Origin of the sequence: Porphyromonas sp. COT-290 OH3588 (genome assembly GCF_000769075.1) — a bacterium.
In the GTDB taxonomy this organism is placed as follows: domain Bacteria; phylum Bacteroidota; class Bacteroidia; order Bacteroidales; family Porphyromonadaceae; genus Porphyromonas.
On record NZ_JRFC01000024.1, the window covers coordinates 39,568 to 56,060 of the forward strand.

10 protein-coding genes are annotated in these 16,493 nt (G+C 50.3%); 6 read left to right on the forward strand and 4 right to left on the reverse strand.

What is annotated here, in order from left to right; all coding sequences use genetic code 11:
- Window positions 1-21 precede the first annotated feature (21 nt).
- The 4 genes from HQ48_RS06425 to HQ48_RS06440 form a co-directional block, all read right to left on the reverse strand.
- Window positions 22-747 (reverse strand): Bax inhibitor-1/YccA family protein, encoded by a 726-nt coding sequence (locus HQ48_RS06425; RefSeq protein ID WP_044232509.1) that lies wholly within the window; start codon window positions 745-747, stop codon window positions 22-24.
- 158 nt (window positions 748-905) lie between these two features.
- Window positions 906-3,830 (reverse strand): pitrilysin family protein, encoded by a 2,925-nt coding sequence (locus HQ48_RS06430; protein ID WP_044232511.1) that lies wholly within the window; start codon window positions 3,828-3,830, stop codon window positions 906-908.
- 95 nt (window positions 3,831-3,925) lie between these two features.
- Window positions 3,926-4,663 (reverse strand): response regulator transcription factor, encoded by a 738-nt coding sequence (locus HQ48_RS06435; RefSeq protein ID WP_044190671.1) that lies wholly within the window; start codon window positions 4,661-4,663, stop codon window positions 3,926-3,928.
- A gap of 53 nt (window positions 4,664-4,716) precedes the next feature.
- Window positions 4,717-6,231, reverse strand: coding sequence for a cell wall metabolism sensor histidine kinase WalK (locus HQ48_RS06440; RefSeq protein ID WP_044190668.1), 1,515 nt, complete (start codon window positions 6,229-6,231; stop codon window positions 4,717-4,719).
- A 1,083-nt stretch (window positions 6,232-7,314) separates the two neighbouring features.
- On the opposite strand from HQ48_RS06440, the gene HQ48_RS06445 reads away from it, so the two are divergent.
- The 6 genes from HQ48_RS06445 (at window position 7,315) to HQ48_RS06470 (ending at window position 16,258) form a co-directional block, all read left to right on the forward strand.
- The gene (locus HQ48_RS06445; RefSeq protein ID WP_044232565.1) at window positions 7,315-8,283 is read left to right on the forward strand and encodes a calcium/sodium antiporter; all 969 of its coding nucleotides are present in this window, start codon (window positions 7,315-7,317) and stop codon (window positions 8,281-8,283) included.
- Between the two features lie 32 nt (window positions 8,284-8,315).
- Window positions 8,316-10,619, forward strand: a complete 2,304-nt coding sequence (locus HQ48_RS06450; protein WP_044232513.1) for a bifunctional (p)ppGpp synthetase/guanosine-3',5'-bis(diphosphate) 3'-pyrophosphohydrolase — start codon at window positions 8,316-8,318, stop codon at window positions 10,617-10,619.
- A gap of 21 nt (window positions 10,620-10,640) precedes the next feature.
- Window positions 10,641-11,300, forward strand: a complete 660-nt coding sequence (gene bioD / locus HQ48_RS06455) for a dethiobiotin synthase (RefSeq protein WP_044232515.1) — start codon at window positions 10,641-10,643, stop codon at window positions 11,298-11,300.
- A complete protein-coding gene (locus HQ48_RS06460) occupies window positions 11,297-12,580 on the forward strand; it encodes an anaerobic sulfatase-maturation protein (protein WP_044232517.1) in 1,284 nt (427 codons plus the stop codon). Before bioD ends, HQ48_RS06460 begins: the two co-directional genes overlap by 4 nt.
- A gap of 712 nt (window positions 12,581-13,292) precedes the next feature.
- Complete coding sequence (locus HQ48_RS06465) at window positions 13,293-14,654, forward strand: dipeptidase (RefSeq protein ID WP_044232519.1); 1,362 nt, start codon at window positions 13,293-13,295, stop codon at window positions 14,652-14,654.
- 152 nt (window positions 14,655-14,806) lie between these two features.
- Window positions 14,807-16,258 (forward strand): CCA tRNA nucleotidyltransferase, encoded by a 1,452-nt coding sequence (locus tag HQ48_RS06470; protein WP_044232522.1) that lies wholly within the window; start codon window positions 14,807-14,809, stop codon window positions 16,256-16,258.
- Window positions 16,259-16,493: the final 235 nt, after the last annotated feature.

Genomic DNA, 16,493 nt, shown 5'->3' on the forward strand with positions numbered 1-16,493 from the left:
CTGCTCTAGCAGATGCTACTACTACTCGTTGCGTGAGCCTAGGAAGCGAAGCAGATATAGGAAGAGGTTGATGAAGTCTAGGTACAGCGTTAGCGCACCGATTACCGAGAGCTTTTTGGCGACCTCTTCGCTCTCTGCTTGATGGAGCATCAGCTTGATCTTCTGTGTATCGTAGGCGGTCAGACCCGTGAAGATAAGCACACCGACACCCGAAATAACGAGCTCAAACATAGAGTTCTTGAGGAAGATATTGACGACCGTAGCGATAATCAGACCTATGAGCGCCATCATCAAGATACTACCCATCTTGGATAGATCTCTCTTAGTTACATACCCCACAAAGGCCATAGCGGCAAATGTCCCAGCAGTGACGAAGAAAGTCGTGGCGATAGACTGCATCGTATAGGCGGCAAAGATGAGGCTAAGCGTCACGCCATTGAGTATAGAATAGGCGGCAAAGAGTATCGTGGCGGTCATGAAGCTCATCTTCATCACACGTGAGCTTAGGTAAAAAACGATACCCAACTCGGCGAGCATCAACCCCCAAAAGAGGATGCTATTGCTCATCAACTCGTAGAAGAGCGAGCTGCTATAAGTCAGCATCGCTGTAAGCCCCGTGATTGAGAGCCCCATAGTCATCCATAGAAACACACGCTGGATCAGTGAGCGCTGTACCACAGCGACATCTTGCTCGTAGATATAACCTCCCGAGCGAGATCCTTCTGGATAATAATTTTGATTGTTCATATCTTCGTTAATTATCGAATAGTTTTACAAATATAACAGGATCTCCGTATATATAGTTGCCCAGTGACTACTCCATGGATCCGAAAGAAGCAGAGGCAACCTCTCATAGTAGAGAAGTAGCCTCTGACATTTATCTAGCTATGTCGTGGACAAGCGGCTTAGTCCTGCTTGTCATTGAAGAGATAGTCTACGTCTAACTTCTGGATCTGTCCATACTTCTTCATAAAGTCTAGGGGTAGATCGGACTCACGGCCGATAAGCACATAGGTGTAGTCGCTGCCCTTAATGGACTTATTGAAGAAGGCAACTAGATCAGCTAGCGTCATCTTCTTGACCTCTTCATAGACTTGGCGGCGCATATCGTTGGGGATACCTAGACGTTTGAGCGACTCGTATTGCCAGAATATGTCTTGACGAGTGATGCGTTCGCTCTCGATATCTCGCAGTACAGATTCTTTGGCCGTCTCGAAGTTCTTCTCCGCCTCGGGCATATTCTGCACTAGGCCTTCCATGGCATTGAAGGCTTCGGTAAGTTTATTAGCCTGCGTACCAATGAATGCCTGTATGTAATTGTAGTCGCCGAGCTTCCTAGCTCCGCCATAATAGGCATATGCAGAGTAAGCCAAGCTCTTAGCCTCACGGATCTCTTGAAAGACGATAGACGACATACCCTCACCGAAGTAGGCATTGAACATAGATGAGAGCGCCATCTCCTTGGCATCGTACTTAGCCACTCGGCGAAGCATCATCATCTGCGCCTGCACCATATCATAGTCGGCATAGTAAATCTTGCCGCCTGTGGGCTGCTGCTGGTAGACGGTAGCCTTGGGATAGTCCTTAGTGCCAAACTTATGGTTACGCTTGAGGGATTTCTTGATGCCCTCGACGTCATTGCCGTAGTAGAACACGCGATGCTTATAGTCCATAAGCCCTTTAATCAGATTGGTTAGCTCGGCAGCTTTGATCTGTTTGAGCTCACGAGTGGGGATAATATCCCTCTGAGGCGAATGCTCTCCGTACATCGCATAGTTTACTTCTGCACGGAAAATGGCTTGGCTACTCTTCTTATTATCCTCACGTGCCTTGATCGTCTGAGCGATGTGTTCGTCTAAAATAGCCTGATCGGGCTTAGCACCACGCAGCAGATCCTCAAGCAGGCGAATACCTGCATCCATATTGCGCTTGAGCCCCGTGAGGATAATCTGCATGCGTTCACCCATAGAGCGTACCGAATAGCTAACACCTAGTTTATAGAACTCTTGGCGAATCTGCTGAGGTGTGAGCTTATCTGTCCCGATTAGCCCAAGGTACTGAATGGCTAGGTCAAGCTTCTTATCGTTGTACTGCCCCATATCGAATAGGTAAGTCAGCTCAAAGAGGTCATTGTCTGGGTTAATGATATACTCGATGGTCTGCTTGCCAATCTGGGTACGCTTGATTTCCTTCTGGTAGTCGATATAGAGCGGATTGAGCCTTGGCGCTTGCTGGGCTAGTAGCTCCTTGCCGAAAGTAGACATAGTGCTACGATCCAGCTCTAGAGGTGTGATGCCGGGGTTCTGCACTCGGATCAGATCCTTGTTCTCTCCGATACGCTTGTAGACGGTGACATGGTTGTCTGCGTAGTGCTTCTTGACGAACTCGACGAGATCGGCCTTCTTGATCTTGCGCAGATTTTCGATGAACTTGAGGCGATCTCCCCACTTCTGCCCATGTATAAAAGCTGTATAGTGCTCAGTGGCTACATCGTTGGGCTCGGTCGTGGCACGGATCTTCTGTAGCTCAAGGTCGTTGATCGTAGCTTCGATGAGCCACTCAGGGAAGTCCCCTTGCTTGATCCGCTCAATCTGTGCCAATAGTAGCTCACGTACCTGCTCTAGAGTCTGTCCCTGCTTGGGCATACCAAAGAGCTGATGCACGCTGTATTCCTTGTGAATCATTGGGGACGAACCAGCCTGCATCACCTGCTGTGCTTGGTTGAGGTCTAGGTCGATCAGCCCAGCCTTACCATTAGCCAAAATCATATCTACCAATGTCAGATAGGCAGCGTCCATAGAGCCCGTACCACCGTCTAGGCGATAGGCTAGGAAGAGGTACTCGGGATCTTTGCTGTACACATCGTAGGTCTGAGCCTTGGCGATGGGTAGCTCACGTGCGAACTTTGGGTGTTCTAGAGGCTTAGCAGGCTTCTTGCCGAAGTATTTATCTACCAGAGCAATGGCCTTGTCGTACTCAAGGTCGCCCACCAGTACGATAGCATAGTTGTTGGGTACATAGTACTTGTAGAAATAACGCTCAATGGCCTCGAGAGAGGGTGACTTGAGGTGCTCACTCGTCCCAATGGTCGTCTGCTGTCCGTAGGGGTGCGTTGGGAAGAGTGCCTTACCCATCTGCTCGAAGACACGGCTACTGATACGATCCTGCCCCATATTAAATTCCTCGTAGACGGCTTCGATCTCGGTATGGAAGAGGCGTAGCACCAGTTCGCCAAATCGCTCGCTCTCGATCTGTAGCCAGCGCTCTAGCTCATTGGCGGGAATGTCGTTTTTGTAGACCGTTTCCTCTACCCAAGTGTGGGCATTGGTCCCTTGGGCTCCGATAGAGGTTGTTAGGCGGTCGTACTCATTGGCCGACACATACCCAGCAGCAATAGTAGAGATCGAGTCGATCTGATGATAGAGGCGACGGCGCTCTAGGCTATCGCTACTAGCTTTGTGCTGCTCGTAGAGATCGCTAATCTTCTTCAGCTCGACACGCTCTTTCTCCCAGTTGAGGGCGCCCAAACGACTGGTGCCTTTGAAGAGCATGTGCTCTAGATAGTGTGCCAGCCCTGTGTTGTCGGCTGGGTCATGGTTGGAGCCAGCACGCACCGGAATGTAGGTCTGGATACGTGGTGTCTTGGGGTTGCGGCTAAGATACACGGTTAGGCCATTCTCCAGCGTGTAGACACGGGTGTGCGTGGGGTCGTCGGTGACCTCCTCGTACTTGTAGCCGGCAGGATCTGTTTTCTGGAGTGTCTTGTACTCCTGTGCGCTCAGGCCCGATAGGGTAAGCACACCTGTAAGGATCAGCATAGACTTTTTCATAATCCTATATAATTAGTTGATGAAAAGAAAATAGGACTGAGGTAGCAACTGGTTCTAGTCACTATCACAGTCCTACTCAATAGGTACTCAAATGATTATTTACGCTTGCGGACAGGAGGCACTACGAGCTTGTAGCCCTTACCGTGTACGTTCTTGATCTCAATGGTCGGATCAAGGTCTAGCATACGGCGTAGCTTAGTTACATAAACGTCCATACTACGCTGGGAGAAAGCATGCTCGGGATCTACCTGAGTTTCTGTGATGCCCCAAATCTCTCTGAGGGCATGGCTACGCTCGAGGGTCTTATTGGCAAACTGGCAGAGCAGGGTCAGTAGCTCGCTCTCCTTGGTAGTTAGGCGAATGATATGCTCACCGAGGCAAAGCTGCTGTGTGGTGGTATTGAAGCTGTATTTACCAAGCTGATACACCTCTTGTGGCTCATTCATATCCCTAGAGAGGGTGCCAGCACGACGAAGCAAGGCCTCGATACGCAACACAAGCTCCTCCATATTGAATGGCTTGGTGATATAGTCGTCAGCTCCAGCGTGGAAGCCCTCGAGGATATTCTCACGCATACCCATAGCTGTCAAGAAGATGATTGGCATAGCCTTATTGACACCACGGATCTCTCTGGCGAGCGTCATACCGTCTTTCTGAGGCATCATGACGTCTAGCAAGCATAGGTCGTACTCCTTCTGCTGGAAGTGTTCCCAACCCTGCTGACCGTCACGACAATGATCTACCTCGAAGTTGTTCTTCTCTAGAAGCTCTACCAAGATGTTACCTATATTCTCCTCGTCCTCGCAGAGAAGAATTCTTAGTTGATTTCCCATAAGTTTACCCTATAATTAATTTATTGAAATATCCGTAACTAAACTACTTAACTCTATTGGCTCATATAGCTCCCTTGGCTCACGGGGAGTTTAATCACAATGCGTGTGCCACCCTCTGGCTTACTCTCTGCATAGATCCGCCCGTCAAACTGCTTGATGACGGAAGCCACATAGGCCAAGCCCAACCCAAAACCTTTGACGTCGTGCCTATGCCCCGTGGGGACACGATAGTACCGCTCGAAGACCTTCTTGAGGCTATCCTTGGGGATACCGATACCGTTATCCTCGACCACGATCTTGATGTAGGACTCTACATTCTCGGTAGCCAGCCTAAGCTGTAGAGGTCTATCGGGGTGAGCATACTTGACCGAGTTGTCGAGCAGGTTGAAGATAACGTTGGTCAGGTGTACCTTATTGGCCTTGATCCATGTATCGTAGGCCTCCAAGTCGAGGGTCAGATCGCCTCCTTTGTTCTGCGCATGAGCCGTATAGATCTCAGCCACGGGGAGCAAAATCTCATTGAGCTCTAGCTCGCGCAGAGGCATTGGGTTAGTTTTACCGTCGAGCACGGAGAACTGCAATACCTTGTCGATAAGCAGCTGCATACGCCCCGTCTCGTGCTCAATGATAGAGATGAACTTGGAGCGCTTCTCTGGCTGCTCTATGACATCTCTATCACGCAGACGCCCTGAGGCTAGCTTGATAGAGCTAACGGGAGTCTTGAGCTCGTGCGTCATATTGTTGATAAAGCTCGTCTTCATGCTCTGGAAGGATAGATGCCTTACCAGTATCGTAATCACGAAGCCTCCCAATATCAAAACGAAAATGGTAGAGATAAGCCCGGGGAGCGCAAAGCTCAGCATCTCACTACGACTCGGACTAAAGTCTAGGGTCAAGCGCAGGAATGGGGTCATCTGGTTTGGGTTACTCTGCTTGACAAAGAGGCGCTGAATCACCACATCTTCGTTATTACGATCCTTCTGTAGCATACCCGGCTGTGTAAACTCGTAGAGCTTGCGCCCCTTGGCGTCACAGAGCATGATGTTGTAAGCCTCGCAGACACCTTTGCTATCGAGTCGTGTGCGTAGCTGCTGGGTCATGAAGCGAGGGTTGATGAGCTGAGGAATGCTATCGTAGGAGTACTCTTCGTAGAGATGCCTGAGCATATACTCGTCTAGATGATCTCGGCGCATAAGATAGGTCTGCATCATGCGATTGCTAATGGCCGGCAGCTCCGAGTCTTCAAATGTTTCGCTAGAATTGCCATCTATGGCTTGTATCCCCGTCAGCGTCGCCTTCTTCTCTTGCTGGTGTCTATAAGGCAGATGTATTGGAGAGGGTATCTGACCCTGCATGACCGATGCGTTGAGCTCTAGGTTTAGGTAGCGGATTAGCTCACGTAGCTCAATATCCCCAGCGACCTCGGCAAGCGCATCCTTGGCCATCTGACGCGTCTGCTCCTTTCGGATGCTGATGACACGCTGATAATAGGTGTACTGCAATCCAAACAGAACAATAAAGACGAGTAGTAGGGTGAAACCTACCCCTAAAATTGCCTTCTTCTTCACAGCTGAGCTCCTCTAGTCTAAAAATACTTTTTCCAAGACTTTGAACTTCTATCTACGTGGCTCGATCTTGAAGCTCATTACCCCGATTATGATCCTCCTATCAACTAAGCGCCTCTAGAACAGACTTTATACGCAGTCTATTAGTTTGCGCAAAAGTAATGAAAAACCATTGATTTTACAATTAGACAATTAACCCGCTAATTATCAATCATAAATCATTTCTAAATAGCACATATATTAAACTATACAACCTCTTATAGCCCTTACTTTTTAGGTTTATCATAGATGAGAGAGAGCATATTTACTCAAATCCTGATGAAGTCCCAGTATTATCTATCCCATAACAGTGCCATCAGCACACCTACCGAGCTCTCTTAACTAGTCACGAGAAGGGAATCTCTAATCGGTGTGCTGATCATCTCGGCAAGGTCATTCTTGATCGAAATAAGTAAAAAAGTGCAAACGAACTATCCTCAAGAGAAACCCTCTCCAAGGGCCAGTTTGGAGCATTTTACCTACATCTTCGGCCAAATCGAAGGGAAGACTTTTTCGTTTCTATGGGCTCATCTACCAAGATGTGTGCACCAATCTGAGAGAATTGATGGGAAGGAATGGCAAACAATAAGCCCCTAAATCTATAAAATCGGCTAAGAGAAGAATCTATACACATAGAGAACAGCGACTTACAAAACAAGCGTTTTAAGCGACTGTTTTCACTAGACTGAGTCGAAGTACACCAGCGCAGTCCGTCGCCATGTAGCGCCTCCTAGAGGGCAAATATGAGGCCTATACTTTTTCGTCTAAGCAACGAATACTTCCCCACCAACATTCTGAAAATTGGTCTAAAATATAAATTCAGGCAACGGAACAACGGGGCTAGATACTCCTCAAATTATGATAGAACAATATTTGCTTATTATCGACTAGTGGCTTACTTTTGTTACTCAAGGGGAGGATTGCTCGAGGAGTGAATCCGTATAAAATTGTTCGTGTCCTAATGCTCGAGCGAAAGATTTTCTCTGTGTAATTTTTCTGACATGCCACGTAATGGTTGATAAGGCTTAAAAACTCTATTTTATGATAATTGACTTACTATTTTTTGTCCTAGGTATCGTATTGATTATTGGTGGTGCCAATTCGCTAACGGACGGCGCCGCAGCTCTAGCAAGGCGTATGGGGCTTAGTCCGCTTATGGTAGGCCTTACCGTAGTAGCCTTCGGGACTTCAGCCCCCGAGCTCGTAGTTAGCTTGACCTCTGCGCTCAAGGGTAGCGCAGACATCGCTATCGGCAATGTGGTTGGGAGCAACATCTTCAATATCCTAGCCATCGTAGGTATCACGGCTCTGGTAACGCCACTAAGCATCACTGCCAGCACTGTGCGCAAAGAAATACCTCTGCTCATCTTGGCTTCGTGTGTCTTCGCCGTGATTGCTTGGGATACCCTATTTAGTGGCTTGATTGGCCAAGAAAACTTCCTCAGCAGAAGCGAGGGACTAGCACTACTAGGCTTTTTCTTGATATTCCTGACCTATACATTCTCTATAGCTAAGTCTGCTGGTGAGATTGAGCAGGAGAGCGACCCAAGCAAGAAGCGTAAACCAATGTGGCTACTCATCGCTCTCATCATAGGAGGGCTAGCAGGACTCATCTTCGGTGGGGATCTCTTCGTTTCTTCTTCGTCGTCTATTGCTCGCAGCTTCGGTGTTAGCGAGGCATTCATCGGTCTAACCCTTGTAGCTATGGGGACATCTCTGCCAGAGCTTGCCACCTCGGTCGTGGCTGCATTGAAAAAAGAACCCGAGCTTGCCGTGGGCAACGTAGTCGGTTCAGGGCTCTTCAACATCTTCTTTATCCTCGGCACTACCGCCACCGTAACACCGATCAAGATGTCGGGCGTCACGGTCGTGGACTTCCTCGTCATGGTGCTCTCGAGTATTCTCCTCTACGTCTTCGGCATATTCTTTGGGCAACGTACCATTACACGCCTAGAGGGAGGTATCCTATTCGCTTGCTTCATCGCCTACAATGCTTACCTTTTCAGCCAAATATAGCCTCGTCTAGTAACCTCTAATATCAGTCCGTCATGGTCACCGATACCTACGAACCCGTATTCTCCCCCGAGGAGGAGATGCGGATAGAGGAGGAGTACAAAGCCCTCCTAGATATTTACCTTGCGAGTAATCACCGCAAGAAGGTAGACATCATCAACAGGGCCTTCACCCTAGCTCGCCTTGCCCACGGAGGTGTGAGGCGTCGTAGTGGAGAGCCCTATATCCTACACCCTATCTCCGTAGCACGCATCATCTGCGAGGAGATGGGGCTAGGCTCTACCTCGATTTGCTGTGCCCTGCTACATGATGTGGTAGAGGACACAGAGTACACAGTCGAGGATATACGCATTCGCTTTGGGGATAATATAGCACGTATCGTAGACGGACTAACCAAAATATCGGGAGAGAACTTCCAAGCCACCGAGTCGATACAAGCAGAGAACTACCGCAAGCTACTGCTCACGATGAGCAATGATGCCCGTGTGATCCTCATCAAGATAGCCGACCGTCTGCATAATATGCGCACGCTCGGCTCAATGCTCCCCGCCAAGCAATACAAGATCATCGGCGAAACACTCTATGTCTATGCTCCACTGGCACATCGCTTCGGACTCTTCTCTATCAAAACCGAGCTGGAGGATCTGAGCTTCCGCTACGAGCAACCAGATCGCTACGCCTACATCAGCGAGAAAGTAGCAGCTAGCGAGGCCGGGCGACAAGACCTATTCGAGCGATTCTCCGCTCCAATCATCTCCTCGCTACTGAAGAAAGGCATCGTTTTCGACATCAAGACCCGCACCAAGAGCAACTACTCGATCTGGCGCAAGATGCAGGAGAAGGGAGTTCCCTTCGAGGAAGTGTATGACCTATTCGCCGTGCGTATCGTTTTCGATAGCTCCGACGGCTACCCCGAGAAGAACCGCTGCTGGGATATCTACACTGCTATCACCGACATCTACCGTACTCACCCAGATCGGCTGAGGGACTGGCTCTCCAACCCCAAGGCCAACGGCTATCAGGCACTACACTCTACCTTCATGGGGCCAGACGGTCGCTGGATAGAGGTTCAGATCCGTAGCAAACGTATGGATGATATAGCAGAGCAAGGAGTGGCGGCTCACTGGCGTTACAAGGGAACTCAGGTAGAGGAGGATCGGGAGCTAGAGCAGTGGCTAGACACCATACGAGAAGTCCTGCAAGTACCTACGCCAAGTGCCATGGACTTCCTCGACAATCTCAAGCTCAGCCTCAACACGCAAGATATTTTGGTCTTCACGCCCAAGGGCCGTAGCCTAAGCCTGCCAGCTAATGCGACGGTACTAGACTTTGCATATGCCATTCACTCCGACCTAGGAGATCGATGTATCGGGGCGAAAGTCAATCACCACGTCAAACCCATCTCCACACGCCTCAACACAGGTGACCAAGTAGAGATCCTCGATAGCCAAAGCACCCGACCAGCCAAGGAGTGGCTAGAGTTCGTGGCGACGGCACGAGCCAAGTATAAGATTGAAGAAGCCCTGCGCCGACAGAGGAGAGAAGGGACACAGCGAGGCGAAGAGATGGTCACAGAACTCTTCCATGACAGAGGGGATACGGTGACAGCCTCCAAGATTGACCGACTCTCTCACTCGTATGGCTATGAGAAGAAAGATGACTTCTTCCACGCCGTGGGCGTTGGTGAGGTCAATCTGGACGAAGATACCCGCCTAATCATGAAAGATGAGCCAGAGGCACCGAACTATATCTCGCGTTTCCTCTCGCTCTTTGGGGTAAAAAACCAGAGTACTACGGCAGCTCGCAAAGCCGCCAAGGCTAAGCGCCAGACCAACGAGCCTACCTCCTCTGGCGTGATAGACAGAAAAAGCACGTATATACTAGAGGAGACGGAGGGACGCCTGAACTATCGAGTAGCTCTGTGCTGCCACCCAATACCGGGTGATGATGTTCTCGGCATCGTTTCGGACAAGAATATCGTCGAGGTGCATGACAAATCTTGCCAGAGAGCCATGCGCATCAAGAGCAGTCAGGGCGATAGACTCGTCTCCACGGAGTGGGGCGAGCATCACGAGTCACTCTTCGAGGCAACGCTATCGGTCAAGGGAGTGGACTCGGCGGGCATCTTGCACTCGATCACTCAGACACTACTAGAGGAGTTTAAGGTCAATATCACCAGCATCAATATATGCGCCAAGGACGGTATCTTCGAGGGGCACGTAACCCTAATGGTACATCAGCTCTCGGAGCTTGACCGTATCAGTCAAGTTCTGCTGCGCAACAACAGATCTTTGATGATGGTATCTCGTGTACACGGCACGGCGCAGCTCATGAGTTAATCGACATCCGTGGAGAGAACTATGCAAAGAAAAGTACTATTCGTCAGCGGCATCGACACCAATATCGGCAAGAGCTACGGAACAGCTCTGCTCAAAAAGCTCTACTCCGACCGAGGAGTGAGGGCCATTACCCAAAAGATGATACAGACGGGCAACGATGATCGCTCGGAGGATATCGAGCTACACCGCCGGCTGCTTGGAGAGGGGTGGCAGGCTGCCGATGAGAGTGGAGCGACCGCCCCCATCATCTTCAGCTATCCAGCCTCGCCACATCTTGCGGCTCGTCTAGACAATCGGGAGATTGACCTCACCGTGATCGACAAAGCGACAGAGCGCCTACTCGGTGAGTATGGTTACGAGCTTGTACTGCTCGAGGGGGCAGGCGGACTGATGGTACCGATCACCGAAGACTATCTAACCATTGACTTCGTCAAGGAGCGAGGCTACCCAATAGCTCTGGTGACTAGTGGCCGCCTCGGGAGCATCAACCATACGCTCCTGAGCCTAGAGGTTTGCCAATCTAGAGGCATCGAAGTGACCTATCTGATCTACAACAGATACCCCAAAGTAGATGAGCTGATTGAGGAAGATACGCTCAGCTATTTGGAGAAGTATCTAGCCAAACACTTCCCCGAAACAGAGTTGATACAGATGCAAGCGTGGACGGAGGTCGCTCAATGAGTGCACAGACGATTTCGCCGTGGGCAAAGCCTTTCCACATCATGAGCAAGGCTCCGGGGGCTTCGTGCAATATGCGCTGCGACTATTGCTATTACTTACAGAAGGAGGAGCTCTTCACACCACAAAAGGCACCCCAAAAACTCTCCCGTATGAGCGAGGAAGTGCTGGAGGAGTTCATCAAACAGTATATCGAGGCTCAGCCTCAAGGTCAGACGATTGTCTTCACTTGGCACGGAGGCGAGGCTCTGCTCTGCCCGATCTCGTACTACCAAAAAGCCATTGATCTACAACGCTTCTACGCGCGAGGCCGTAGGGTAGAGAATACGTTACAGACCAATGGCATCTTGCTCAACGAGGCATGGTGCCGCTTCTTCGTTGAGCACAACTTCCTTATCGGGATATCCCTCGACGGGACAGAGGAGCAGCACGACCGCTACCGCCGTACGCAAGGAGGAGCGCCTAGCTTCGCTCGTGTGATGCGTGGCATTGAGCTGATGCAGCGCATGGGCGTGGAGTTTAATATTCTCTCGACGGTCAATCGCTTCAATGCCGACGAACCCGATCGCTACTACCAGTTCCTACGCCAGACGGGAGCTCAGTTCATTCAATTTACCCCCATTGTCGAGCGCATTCGCCGTGGCGCTAAGGCCTATCAGCAGGTAGAGGCGCCTTTCATTCATCGAGAGATTGAGCAGCGCTTGATGCATGATAGCGGCGAGATAGAGCTAGCACCATACAGCGTGCTACCCGAGCAGTGGGGCGACTTCACGACGGGTGTTTTCGACCAATGGGTCAGACGAGATGTGGGTCAGATCTTCGTGCAGATGTTCGACGCCACACTCGCTGGGTGGCTAGGTGTAGCCCCCGGAGTCTGTACGTTGGCCCCTGCCTGCGGCCATGCTGGAGTTATTGAGCATACGGGCGATGTATATAGCTGCGACCACTACGTCTACCCACGCTATCATCTAGGCAACGTGCTTGAGGGCTCTCTCGGGCAGATGATGAGCAGCGAGGAGCAGCTACGCTTCGGCAGAGCCAAACAAGAGGGGCTGACAGAGCAGTGCCGAACGTGCCTATACCTATTCGCCTGCAATGGGGAGTGCCCCAAAAATCGCTTCGCCAATAGCCGAGATGGCGAGGCGGGACACAACTATCTCTGCGCTGGTTACTATCAGTTTTGGGAACACGTAGCCCCCTATATGGACTACATGAAGGCCTGCTTGATGCAAGGCAAACCCGCATCACTCGTCATGGAGGCAATCGCTCGTAGAGAGCTGTGAAGCTCGATCGAGCACTTACACTAAGACAGAGGTTCTACCGAAATCTCTAGTATCTCAGCCATATTATCCCGATGGTGGTGCGTCATAGCAAACTGCTGCGTTGTTTGCGTGTTGTGGCGCACTGCCATTTTAGATTTTAGCTCAGATTTCAGCATGTTGATGGGAACACATCTAAACAACTAGAAAAAAACACCAGACTGCGTATTTCCCCCCTAGAAAGCGCTACACGGCACCTGATCTCTTTGGCGCACCTCTCCCCTAGTAGCATGAAAACAACCGTCCAAAACGCCAGAAACACAAATGACTGCTAAACAATAATATAAATTAAATATCTGGGCGATCTCATAGATTTTCGGCTTATCGCTTGGCACTTCTTCCCATCAATTTTACTCGATTGGTGGGCACACCTTGGCTAATCAGTCCTCCAATGCCTCAAGATCTTCCCACCAATTTGCATCAAGTATACAACCAAGCTCCTCATAGGCGTCCTCTTACCTACCGCAATACGAGGGTTAATCCTTTACACTATTTAACTAAAAAGATGAAAAACGTAGCTCTCCCGTCAATCATATCCGCAGTGGATTGATCTTTACTGCTTAGACTCCTTGGCATTTACCCCTATCCGCTGTTTGTTTCTTGAATCAGAAAGGCGTAAATTTACCCGAGTGAACAGGACATTAGCTATCAACTTCTTCCAAAATAATATCTTCCTATGAGTCAAATTAAGGAATACATTGCAGCCAACGAGGAGCGATTCCTTGAGGAGCTATTCGAGTTAATTCGCATTCCAAGCATCAGTGCCAAAGGAGAGCACAAGGGCGATATGCAACGCTGTGCCGAGCACTGGCGCCAGCACTTGCTTGCTCTCGGAGCGACCAAGGCAGAGATCTATCAGACCGAGGGACACCCGATTGTCTATGGAGAGTACATACAAGACCCCAATCTACCTAGTATCCTCGTATATGCGCACTATGACGTCATGCCTGCAGAGCCTCTAGAGCTGTGGAAGAGTGGCCCCTTCGAGCCAGAGGTGCGTGAGGGACGTATCTGGGCTAGAGGTGCAGACGACGACAAAGGACAGTCGATGATCCAAGTCAAGGGATTCGAGACTGCACTTAAACTAGGATTGGTGCGTTGCAATGTCAAGTTCCTCTTCGAGGGCGAGGAGGAGATTGGCTCCACACATCTAGAAGCCTTCTTGCAGGAACACAAAGAGATGCTCTCGGCAGAGGCTATTATCGTCTCGGATACTAGTATGGTCAGCGACGAGATTCCCTCTCTGACCACTGGCCTGCGAGGGCTAGCCTACTGGGAACTAGAGGTAACTGGTCCGAATAGAGATCTACACTCTGGGCACTTCGGAGGTGCTGTGGGTAACCCAATCAACGAGCTGTGTAAGCTGATCGCCAAGATCCAAGACGAGCGAGGACGCATCACGATACCCGGCTTCTACGACGACGTGGTAGACCTGACCCAAGAGGAGCGTGATATGATCGCACGTGTCCCCTTCGATGAAGCCAAATATCGAGCAGCGATAGATGTAGACGCCGTGTGGGGCGAGGAGGGTTACAGTACGCTCGAGCGCAATAGCTGCCGCCCTAGCTTCGATGTCTGCGGTATCTGGGGAGGCTATCAAGGAGAAGGGGCTAAGACCGTCCTACCCAGCAAGGCATACGCCAAGGTAAGCTGTCGTCTAGTGGCTGCTCAGGATCACCACAAGATCAGCCAAGCATTTATGGACTACATCAAGGCGATTGCTCCCAAGCACGTTCGCGTAGAGGTGAGGCCTACTCACGGAGGTGAGGCCTATCTCTGCCCCATTGACCTACCAGCCTATCGAGCTGCCGAGGAGGCGGTAGAGGTTGCCTTCGGGGTACGCCCATTGGCTGTGCGCCGAGGTGGTAGTATCCCTATTATTGCGGTCTTTGAGCGTGTCTTGGGCATCAAGACAGTACTCATGGGCTTCGGTCTAGAGAGCAATGCCATTCACTCGCCCAACGAGAATATGCGCCTAGACTTCTTCCGCAAGGGGATCGAGTCTGTAGCAGAGTTCTACAAGCGATTTCCCAGATAGGTAGGCACAATCATTGACAATTTATGCTCCATGGGGGTAGGGTTCATGATAACTCTATCCCCAATATTCTTTTGTGCAGAGGCTTGGAGTAAATATGATACCCGTGGGTATGAAGTTTTTGTAGTAAGTTTGCCGACAGAAGACAAACCAAAATGATAGACGAAGAGCTTATATACGACAAAATTGATACGCCGATCTTTCGCCTTATCGGAGAGGTTGCCGATGAGCTTGGGCTAGAAACATACGTGGTCGGAGGCTACGTGCGTGACCTATATCTATATAGGCCGAGCAAGGATATAGACATCGTTTCGGTGGGGCGAGGGATTGATTTGGCTAAGGCTGTAGTCGCTCGCCTCGGGCGTGGCGCTCATCTAGCTGTATTCTCTCGCTTCGGGACTGCACAAGTCAAGCAAGGTGACTTGGAAATTGAGTTCGTGGGCGCTAGGCGAGAGAGCTATTCGTCCGATAGTCGCAAGCCTATGGTCGAGGACGGGACACTGGAGGAAGATCAGCAGCGACGTGACTTCACGATCAATGCTTTGGCCATATGCCTCAATGCAGATCGCTACGGCGAGCTAGTAGACCCTTTCGATGGGCTAGGCGATATGGAGAACCTAACCATACGCACGCCTCTTGACCCAGATCTTACTTTCAGCGATGATCCGCTGAGAATGATGCGTGCCATTCGTTTTGCCTCTCAGCTTGGTTTTTTCATCGACCCCGATACATTCGCTGCCATTGGTCGCAATGCCAAGCGCATCGAGATCGTTTCTGCCGAACGCATCGTAGTAGAGCTCAACAAAATCCTCCTCTCCCCTCGCCCATCGGTAGGTTTAGAGCTTTTTGAGCAGACAGGACTAATGGCGGAGGTCTTCCCTGAGTTGCTAGAGCTCAAAGGAGCAGAAACGAAGGACGGCGTAGGGCACAAGGACAACCTAACCCACACTTACAAGGTCGTGGATAATCTCGCCAAGGTACTTAATGCTCGTGGCAGACAAGACGGAGATCTGTGGCTACTCTGGTCGGCACTCCTACACGATATAGGCAAGCCCCGTACGAAGCGGTTTGATAGACGGCTAGGTTGGACGTTTCACAACCACAATTACGTCGGGGCTAAGATGCTCCCAAAGATCTTCCGTCGCCTTAGACTGCCCCTAGACGGCAAACTCAAGTATGTACAGAAGCTCGTGGAGCTACACATGCGCCCTGCTACATTGGTGGACGAGGGGGTGAGCGACTCAGCCATTCGACGCCTACTCTTCGAGGCAGGGGACGACATAGACGACCTGATGATGCTGGTCGAGGCTGACATCACGAGCAAGAATCCCGCTCGTGTCAAGAAGTACCTCGACAACTACGTCATCGTTAGGCAGAAGCTCAAGGATATAGAGGAGAAAGATCGCATACGCAACTTCCAGCCCCCTGTGGATGGTGCCTTGATCATGGAAGTCTTCGGGCTATCTCCCTGCAAGGAAGTGGGGCTAATCAAAGATGCAATCAAAGATGCGATCCTAGAGGGTGAGATCCCCAACGAGTATGATGCCGCATACAAGTATATGCTTGGCCAAGCGGAACAACTCGGGCTAAAGCCCAAGCAAGTCTAGTCGACCCCAATTATGGACTATAAATTAAGCTCTCGTAGGATCTACGGGAGCTTATTGCATACTACGATAGCCTAGAGTAACAAGCAGCTTGCTTGACAAACTGAATGCTAAAGTGGTGAAAATCGGGGATTTTGGCGTACCTTTGTGGTGCCGTCCAATGGGATGTCGCCTTATTTGCATATTTCTAGGGGAGGCATCAGACCCATTAAGGGGCGTCATTTAGACACAAGACATA

Bases quoted from the DNA above. Each gene is read 5' to 3' on its own strand.
- HQ48_RS06430 (WP_044232511.1), bottom strand. From the start codon at position 3,830: ATGAAAAAGTCTATGCTGATCCTTACAGGTGTGCTTACCCTATCGGGC.
- HQ48_RS06425 (WP_044232509.1), bottom strand. From the start codon at position 747: ATGAACAATCAAAATTATTATCCAGAAGGATCTCGCTCGGGAGGTTAT.
- HQ48_RS06470 (WP_044232522.1), top strand. From the start codon at position 14,807: ATGATAGACGAAGAGCTTATATACGACAAAATTGATACGCCGATCTTT.
- HQ48_RS06465 (WP_044232519.1), top strand. From the start codon at position 13,293: ATGAGTCAAATTAAGGAATACATTGCAGCCAACGAGGAGCGATTCCTT.
- HQ48_RS06460 (WP_044232517.1), top strand. From the start codon at position 11,297: ATGAGTGCACAGACGATTTCGCCGTGGGCAAAGCCTTTCCACATCATG.
- bioD (WP_044232515.1), top strand. From the start codon at position 10,641: ATGCAAAGAAAAGTACTATTCGTCAGCGGCATCGACACCAATATCGGC.
- HQ48_RS06435 (WP_044190671.1), bottom strand. From the start codon at position 4,663: ATGGGAAATCAACTAAGAATTCTTCTCTGCGAGGACGAGGAGAATATA.
- HQ48_RS06450 (WP_044232513.1), top strand. From the start codon at position 8,316: ATGGTCACCGATACCTACGAACCCGTATTCTCCCCCGAGGAGGAGATG.